Origin of the sequence: uncultured Senegalimassilia sp., assembly GCF_934632265.1 — a bacterium.
In the GTDB taxonomy this organism is placed as follows: Bacteria; Actinomycetota; Coriobacteriia; order Coriobacteriales; family Eggerthellaceae; genus Senegalimassilia.
Genome location: NZ_CAKTYH010000109.1, coordinates 1 through 6,624, shown reverse-complemented (window position 1 = coordinate 6,624; position 6,624 = coordinate 1). Strand labels below are relative to the sequence as shown.

Below are 6,624 nucleotides of genomic sequence, written 5' to 3'. Positions count from 1 at the left end.
GGTCAGCATCGAGCTGGGCGATGCCCATACCGTGGCAGATATGGCCAAGCGCGCGTGTGACGTGGCCGATCGGCTGCACAGCAGGCGCGCGGTCGATAGCGGCCAGGACAAGCTGTGCCCGTGCCTGGTGGCGTCCAACATGCCGGCAGGCGATCGCATCCAGTCCGAGGCTCGCGCCCAGGCGGAGGCCGCGGCGTTCGTGAAGGCGGCGGCAGCGGTTCCGGCAGGCAGCTTGTATGCGGTTGCCGGCGGGCAGGGCGTGCAAGGGCGCTTTGGCGTCGATGCCGCCGACACGCTGAGCTTCGGCCGTGGGCGCGTGGAAACCCAGGTGCTGCTGTTCATGCGTCCTCCGGCGCAGCTTGCCCAGGCCGTGGTGCCGGACGCCAACGGCGGCGCGGAGCATAAGGTGGAGGTGTTCGAGGAATCCTCGCAGCAGTTCGCCGATCGTCTGCGCAAGGTTGCCAAGGAGCGTCGCAAGTGGGCGCGCCGCGAAGGTGTGACGTGCTATCGCGTTTACGATGCCGACTTGCCCGATTACTCCGCCGCCATCGACGTGTACACCGGCGCCGGCCAGGCTGCGGGTAACGCGTATCTGCATATCGCCGAATACGCCCCGCCGCGTTCCATCGACCCCGATAAGGCGCGCCGTCGTTTCGACGACATCCTTACCTTGGCGCCTGTGGTTTTGGGCGTCCGCCCTGACCACGTGTTCTCCAAGGTGCGCTGCCATGACAAGGGCGGCGGGCAGTACCGTGGTGCGGGAAAGCGCAACTATGTAACGCACGTCGATGAAGCGGGGTGCCTGCTGGAAGTGGATCTTGCCGGCTACCTGGATACGGGCCTGTTCCTCGACCATCGCGACACGCGCGCCATGGTGCGCAAGATGGCCGCTGGCAAGCGCTTCCTCAACCTGTTCGCTTACACGGGCTCGGCAACGGTCCAGGCTGCGGCGGGCGGGGCGGTGGAAACCGTCACGGTCGATCTGTCGCAAACCTATCTGGATTGGGCCGAGCGCAACATGGAGCAAAACGGGTTCACCGGGCGTGCGCACAGCTTCGAGCGCGGTGACGTGATGAATTGGATCACCGATTGCCGCCGCGGCTCGCGCCGCTTCGATCTGATCTTCGTGGACCCGCCCACGTTCAGCAACTCGAAGTCGATGGGCAAACGCACCTGGGACGTCCAGCGCGATCACGTCGAGCTGCTGGTGGGCGTTTCACGCCTGCTGACCAAGGAAGGCACGGCGGTGTTCAGCTGCAATCTGCGCTCGTTCAAGCCCGATATGGAACAGTTGGGCAAGTACGGGGTAGCGCTCGAAGACATCACGGCACAGACCATACCGCACGATTTCGAACGCAACCCGCGCATCCACAAGTGCTACCTGGTGAAGCGCGCGTAAAACGGGCGGCGTCCAACTCCTGCAACCAACTCTATATAAGGCAGGGGCCTGAAAGCCGCATCGCTTTCAGGCCCCTGCCGTTTGCTATGCCTTGTTCCCCATCTTGATGGGCGGGCGTGCTCCGCCCATCAAGCGTACGAAGAAGTTCACCACGAACCCGGTGATCACCGCCGCTGCAACGGTGCCTTCGCGGACGCCCGTCACATTCCCCATCGAGATAAGCGAAACCACGCAGGCGATGATGACGCAGCTTATGTCGAAGCCCACCTTGGTGTGGCCGAAGTTCCAGCCGGTTTTCGAGGTGATGGCTGCCACCAGGGCCTCTCCGCAGTTCATGGCAACATTTGCTACTACCGTGCACGAAACGCCCGCTGCGAGCGTGAGGATGCCGAGGGCGAGCATGCTCAGGGATTCGGCGTAGTTCGCGGGCGCAAACCAGGAAAGCAGGCTTGCGAACATATCGATGCTCAAGCTGAACAGCACGCTGATGGGGATCTGCAGCAACGCCAAGGGCTGGAATCGGCGCCGCAGGATAACCACCTGCCCAAGCAGCAGCAGGATGTTCCAGAAGAACATGAACACGCCGTACGATACGCTGGGGAAGGCAACGCTGAGCACATATCCCGTTGATGAGATGGGGGTGTTGCCCGTAGCCGATTTCGTGACGATGACGATGCCTGCGGCCATGACGACGATCCCGATGGCAAGCAGGCACCAGCGTAGCGCAAGGTGTTGCTTCATGCTTCTTCTTTCTGTTGGAGGGTGAGGGCTTGGCATCGTGTCAGGAGCGGTGTTGCCAAAACCCTATATTGATTGTAGGTATAGAGGGGTATTCCTGCAACCAAACTTTTTCAAAAAAGTTGAAATCAGGGGTTGCGCGCCAGGGTGCTTTCCCGTAATATGTATCGAGCGCGCTACGAAGTACGCAACACGGTCGCTTGGCTCAGCGGGAGAGCATCGCCTTCACACGGCGGGGGTCACAGGTTCAAATCCTGTAGCGACCACCACGAATGACAAGGCCGGAATCAAGTGGTTCCGGCCTTTTTCTTTCAAGTGGGTGGCAGCAGGCAGCTTGACGGAGATGCCACATGCTTCAAATGCGTCGAAACTGGCTTTTTGTCGAGCTTCGCACATGCTTCGAAAGCGATAGGGCGTGTTTCGCGAAAGCGAGCACCGTCGTGACAATGCGGGCCTGTAGCTCAACGGTGGAGCAGGGGACTCATAATCCTTTGGTTCTCGGTTCGAATCCGGGCGGGCCCACCAAAACTTTTTAGGCCAGGAGCTTGGTGCTCCTGGCCTTTTCTTTCTTGCATCTGTCTAGTATTGGGAAGCGGCGCAGTCGTTGGCGGCGGGTTATGCACGCACCATGGGATAGCTGGCCATGCACTCCTCATTTTGTCGCCGGGTTATCGCCGAAATCCGGCAATACGGGCAATCATGGGGGGTAATAAAAATGCCGCCTGGATATCTGGCGGCATTTTCATAGCTTCGCCATCTCATCGCCGGGTCATCGCCGAAGTCTGGCAGTGCGGGCATTTATAGGGGCAGTGAGTTTCACCTAACCGGCTAACGTCTAGAACCCCAGGTCCTCGGCGATCAAGATCACTTTGATGCGGCCGGCTTGGCGGCTGTGGCGCGTTACCACCACGTTGCAGCACATGCAGCCGGGCTCGTGGCAGTTGCCGCAAACGCCGTTGCGTTCGCAGGGCGTGTCCGTATGCAGGCGCGCGGCGTTCGGCGGGCATGCCATGGTGTGGATGCGCTTGATGCCTGCGTCCACGTCCTCCACCACTTTGTTCATGCCCACCAGCACGAACACCTCGCGCGGGCCGAACAGCAGGTTGGCAAGGCGGTTGGAATTGCCGTCGATGTTGACCAGCTCTCCTTTACGCGTGATGGCGTTGGCGCTCATGAAGAAGCAGTCGCTGGCGAAATGCTGCAGCAAGATCTCGCGCGCTTCCTCGGGCGTGGTCGCTTTCGAGCGATCGATCATGCGGTAATCGCCGGCTTCCAGCATGGACTTCACGCCCGTTTCCTTGAACGTCTCCGTGCCGCCCCAGGCGATGGAGGCGCCGGCGGGCACCAGTTTGCGCACCAGCTCAACGGCATCGGCGGACGTTTCGCAGAAATAGCCTTCCATGTTGCGGCGCTCAAGCTGCTTGATGATGGTTTGCGCCGTTTGCGCGAATGCAAGGGTGCGGGGGGTTTCCATGGTGCGCTCCTTCTCTCGTCTAGCGGATGGTTCCCATTGTGCCACGTTTTCCGCGGTGCAGTTACGTTGCGGCTGACAAATGGAAAGCGTCATGGGAAGCCCATCGGCGGGTTCGGCCAGATGGGTGCCGGGAATCGCAGTCGGCCGTCCACGTCCCGACGCCTCGGTCCCAATCGCTTTCAGATGGTGCGCGTCCACGCAAGGCATAAGCGCTATACTGGAACAACTACTGAATTCCCGCCTAACTATGAATGTGAGGGCATGATGGGCGATAGCTTCGAAGCCAGCAAGAAACGCAGCGATGAGATTCGCGCCGACCTTTCCGTCAATCCCGGCAAATACTGCATGCTCACGGGCGACCGCCCCACGGGCAGGCTGCACCTGGGCCATTACTTCGGCACCATCCGCGAGCGCGTGGCGCTGCAGAACCTGGGCGTCACCTCCCGCGTGATCATCGCCGACTACCAGGTCATCACCGACCGTGACACCACGGCCAACATCCAGGACAACGTGTACAACATGGTCATCGACTACCTGGCCTGCGGCATCGATCCCGAGAAGACCATCATCTTCACCCACTCGCAGGTGCCGGCGCTCAACCAGCTCATGCTGCCGTTTTTGTCCCTGTGCACCGAGGCCGAGCTCGAGCGCAACCCCACGGTGAAGTCCGAGCAGGAGGCCTCCGGCCACGCGCTCACCGGCCTTTTGCTCACCTATCCTGTGCACCAGGCTTGCGACATCCTGTTCTGCAAGGGCAACATCGTGCCCGTGGGCAAGGACCAGCTGCCGCACATCGAGCAAACCCGCCAGATCGCTCGCCGCTTCAACGAGCGCTACGGCCACGTGTTCCCCGAGCCCGAGGGCCTGCTCACCGACGCCGTGCTCATCCCCGGCCTTGACGGTCGCAAGATGTCGAAGAGCTACGGCAACGCCATCAGCCTGTCGGCCACGGCTGAGGAGACGGCGAAGCTCATCAAGAAGTCTCAGACCGACTCTGAGCGCTTCATCACTTTCGATCCCGACAACCGCCCCGGCGTTTCGGCGCTCATCACCACGGCCTCGCTGTGCACCGGCCGCGGCGAGCAGGAGATCGCCGAGGAGATCGGCAACGGCGGCTCGGGCCAGCTGAAGAAGTACGTCACCGAAAGCGTGAACGACTTCCTGGCTCCCATCCGCGAGCGTCGCATGGAGCTTGCAGGCGATATGGACTATGTGAAGGACGTCCTGCGAGAGGGCAATCGCCGCGCCAACGAGATCGCGAATCAGACCCTGGAAGAAGTTCGCGAAGCCATGGGCATGGTGTACTAAGGAAACGAAGAGCCGCCCTCGGGCGGCTCTTTCATTGACAGATGTATTTGGCGGTGTCCCTTATGACTCGTCATCCTCCACGTAGATGCCCTCCTGCCCGAGCACCGTGGCGAACGTGCGGAAGAACACTTTCGCATCAAGCAGGAAGCTTACGTGCTTCACGTAATACACGTCCAGCGACAGGCGCTGCTTCCAGGGCAGGGAATTGCGGCCATATACGGCGGCGTAACCGGTGATGCCCGGCTTCACCGACAGCTTCAGGCCCTCCTCGCCCTCGTAGAGCTCCGTCTCGCGGCGCAGGTCGGGGCGGGGGCCCACCACCGACATGTCCCCGAGCAGCACGTTGAAGAACTGCGGCATTTCATCCAAGCTGGTCTTGCGCATGAAGGCGCCGATCTTGGTCATGCGGGGGTCGTCGGCGCCGTTGTAGGTGCTGCCGTCCTCCATGATCAGGTCGGGGGCGTTCACGCGCATGCTGCGCAGCTTGTACATCTTGAAATCCACGCCGTCCTTGCCCACGCGCGGCGCGTTGTAGAACACCGGGCCGCCGTCTTCCAGCTTGATAAGGGGCGCCAGCACCGCGATGATAAGCAGCACGAATGGCAGCGCGATCAGCCCGATGACGATGTCCCAGATGCGTTTCCCGAAGCGTACGTACATCAGCGCGCACCCTCCGCTTTCGCCTGCAAGATGGCATAGTGCAGGCAACGGCACACCTCGTCGATGTCCGCATCGGTCAGCTTCGTATGCAACGGCAGCGTGATCTCATTCTCGAACTGGGCCAGGGCATGGGGGAAGTCGGCGATATCGAACCCGAGGTTGCGATAGGCCGTGAGCAGCGGCAAGGGCTTGTAGTGCACGTTGGTGGCAACGCCGTCCTCGGCCAGCAGCTCGATGACGCGGTCGCGCAGCTGCCGCCCGCAACCATTCAGGCGCACAAGCATCAAATGCCCGCTCGAGGATTCCTGGCACGCGTCGGCGCGCGCGGCGGCATCGTCGGCGCTGCAGGCGTCTGAGCCGTCGGCGGCGCGATAGTGCTGCAGGATGGACACGTCAAGGTCGGCAAGGTTTCGCGTGTAGCGCGCGACCATCTGACGGCGTCGTGCGAGCATGCCCGGGTAGCGGCGCAGCTGCGCCAGGCCCAAGCCCGCCTGCAGGTCGGTCATGTTGCACTTCCAACCGGGGAACGCCACGTCGTATTCCCAGGCGCCGGCCTTGGTCTTGGCAAGCGCGTCTTTTGACTGGCCGTGCAGCGACATGAGCATGAAGTCGCGATACAGCTCATCGGGGTCGAACAGGCCCTCGCGCCAGGTGACGGCGCCGCCTTCGGCCGTGGTGAAGTTCTTCACCGCATGGAAGCTGAACGTGGTAAGGTCGGCAACCTGGCCCGCGTGCTTGCCATGGCGCACGCTGCCAAGGGCATGCGCCCCGTCGGTGACCACGGCGATGCGGCCGATGGCCTCTTGGCGGGCGTTCGCGGGCGTGAAAGCGCCGCCGAAAGCGTCGATGGCGCCGAACAGCGCATCGTAATCGCACATGACGCCGCCCAGGTCGACGGGGATGATGGCCTTCGTGCGCGGGGTGATGAGCTTCTCCAGCTGCGTGTAATCCATTTCATAGCTGCCGGGCGCCACGTCGCACAGCACGGGCGTTGCCCCCACATGGCAAATGGGCGAGCAGCTGGCGGTATAGGTGTAGGCGCTCG

General features: G+C 62.1%; 6 protein-coding genes and 2 tRNA genes. 4 read left to right on the top strand and 4 right to left on the bottom strand.

What is annotated here, in order from left to right:
* A partial coding sequence (locus tag Q0H50_RS07780; RefSeq protein ID WP_294421098.1) for a class I SAM-dependent methyltransferase occupies nt 1-1,399 on the top strand: 1,399 nt, incomplete at its 5' end.
* An 84-nt stretch (nt 1,400-1,483) separates the two neighbouring features.
* Here the strand turns inward: Q0H50_RS07780 and Q0H50_RS07775 are convergent.
* Nucleotides 1,484-2,140: a DUF6198 family protein gene (locus Q0H50_RS07775; RefSeq protein ID WP_294421096.1), complete on the bottom strand. Its 657-nt coding sequence runs from the start codon at nt 2,138-2,140 to the stop codon at nt 1,484-1,486.
* A 191-nt stretch (nt 2,141-2,331) separates the two neighbouring features.
* Between Q0H50_RS07775 and Q0H50_RS07770 the strand changes: the two genes are divergently transcribed.
* Nucleotides 2,332-2,406, top strand: a tRNA-Val gene (locus tag Q0H50_RS07770).
* A 181-nt stretch (nt 2,407-2,587) separates the two neighbouring features.
* Nucleotides 2,588-2,662 (top strand) — tRNA-Ile (locus tag Q0H50_RS07765).
* A gap of 310 nt (nt 2,663-2,972) precedes the next feature.
* Here Q0H50_RS07765 and Q0H50_RS07760 read toward each other — a convergent pair.
* The gene (locus Q0H50_RS07760; RefSeq protein WP_294421093.1) at nt 2,973-3,611 is read right to left on the bottom strand and encodes a lactate utilization protein; all 639 of its coding nucleotides are present in this window, start codon (nt 3,609-3,611) and stop codon (nt 2,973-2,975) included.
* 261 nt (nt 3,612-3,872) lie between these two features.
* Here Q0H50_RS07760 and trpS point away from each other — a divergent pair, with 261 nt between their 5' ends.
* Nucleotides 3,873-4,919 (top strand): tryptophan--tRNA ligase, encoded by a 1,047-nt coding sequence (gene trpS / locus Q0H50_RS07755; protein WP_294421091.1) that lies wholly within the window; start codon nt 3,873-3,875, stop codon nt 4,917-4,919.
* A 60-nt stretch (nt 4,920-4,979) separates the two neighbouring features.
* Here the strand turns inward: trpS and Q0H50_RS07750 are convergent, their stop codons facing one another.
* Together Q0H50_RS07750 and Q0H50_RS07745 are read right to left on the bottom strand one after the other, a co-directional pair.
* Nucleotides 4,980-5,579: a sugar transferase gene (locus tag Q0H50_RS07750; RefSeq protein WP_294416323.1), complete on the bottom strand. Its 600-nt coding sequence runs from the start codon at nt 5,577-5,579 to the stop codon at nt 4,980-4,982.
* Nucleotides 5,579-6,624 (bottom strand): DegT/DnrJ/EryC1/StrS family aminotransferase (locus Q0H50_RS07745; protein ID WP_294421089.1); only part of this gene is annotated, 1,046 nt, incomplete at its 5' end. The genes Q0H50_RS07750 and Q0H50_RS07745, both read right to left, overlap by 1 nt.